This window comes from Nodularia chucula CCY0103, assembly GCF_963923915.1.
Lineage (GTDB): Bacteria > Cyanobacteriota > Cyanobacteriia > Cyanobacteriales > Nostocaceae > Nodularia > Nodularia chucula.
Window position 1 is genome coordinate 1 of the sequence record NZ_CAWUOL010000188.1, and the last position, 1,363, is coordinate 1,363.

1 protein-coding gene is annotated in these 1,363 nt (G+C 37.5%); it reads right to left on the reverse strand.

The features are described 5' to 3' along the window. Positions 1–22: 22 nt before the first annotated feature. Positions 23–1,234, reverse strand: a complete 1,212-nt coding sequence (gene tnpB / locus ACM0OP_RS24115; protein WP_414530936.1) for an IS200/IS605 family element RNA-guided endonuclease TnpB — start codon at positions 1,232–1,234, stop codon at positions 23–25. Positions 1,235–1,363 lie beyond the last annotated feature (129 nt).

Sequence of the window (1,363 nt, forward strand, 5' to 3'; positions counted from 1 at the left end):
TTGAACCTCGCATGACTATTCGTCACGCGATTCCTGCTTCAACGATCTCTGCCTGAAATAATTCAGGACTTACAAGTTCTCCACAGGCGTTTTTTATAACCTCCGGCGTACCGACGGCGGTTAGTAATCTCAAACCCTCACTTAATATATTAAGCGCTGCATTTTTATCCCTTAAGTTGTAATTATTGCAACTAGGACAAGACCATTCACGCAACTTTAAATCTTTAACTAATGGGTTGATAAAACCACAATGGTTGCAAGTCTGGGATGAGGGATAAAAAGTGTCAACTTTTTGGACAACTCTGTCATGCCACAAAGCTTTGTATTCCAACATGGTAATGAATTTAGACCAACTAGCATCTGAAATACTCAATGCTAATTTATGGTTCTTGACCATGTTAGCAACTCGCAAATCTTCAATACAGATAATGCTGTTTTCTTTGATTAAGCGGGTTGACAACTTGTGCAAAAAGTCATCTCTCAAATTGGTAATCCGTTCGTAGGTACGAGCCAGCTTGACTTTCGCTTTGACTCGATTATTACTACCTTTTACACTGCGAGATAATTTCTTGTGTGCTTTACGTAATTTCCTTTTTTGAGTCCGGTAATATTTGGGATTGTCTACAACTTCACCGTTACTAGTAACAAGATAAGACTTTACTCCCAAATCTAACCCGATATTTTGTGTTACTTGGGGATATTTCTCTATCTCGGTTTCACACAGGATACTGGCAATATATTTACCAGAAGCAGTCCGGGTTATCGTAACGTTTACAAGCTTCCCAGCAATATCTTGTGACTTGTGAAACTTGACCCATCCTAGCTTAGGAAGCTTTAAACGATTCTGTATTATCTGGATGTTGCCGTTGGTAAGATTCGTTTTGTAAGATTGCTTGCAGCCATTTTTTTTCTTAAACTTAGGGAATCCGACACCTTTCTTGTTCTTAGACTTTTTCAAGTCAGCAAAAAAGTTTTTGTATGCTGCTTCTAAATTCTTGAGTGAATTCTGTAAGGCAAATTTATCTACTTCTTTTAACCATTCAATCTCTTTTTTGAATAGAGTTAACTGCTGACTACAAGCATTGTAGTTTAAAGTTTTTTGCTCAGTCGTGTATAGCTCCTGCTTCAATGCTAAAAAGTGGTTATACACAAACCTAGCACAACCGATTGTCTTATTAATTAAGACTTGTTGGTTGTGGTTAGGAATAAGTGTTACTTTCAACGCTTTTTGCATTCTGAGTTTTGATATACCGCCGAAACAATTTTATCATATTCCATATCAGAATATGGTAAATATAGGAATAGGTCACGCCTAACTCATGACTAGAAGCTCGCACAAGAGTGCGGCTTGCAGAAATCAATT

What these genes read in the sequence shown, in the direction of transcription:
- tnpB (WP_414530936.1), bottom strand. Translation starts at nt 1,234, where the DNA reads ATGCAAAAAGCGTTGAAAGTAACACTTATTCCTAACCACAACCAACAA.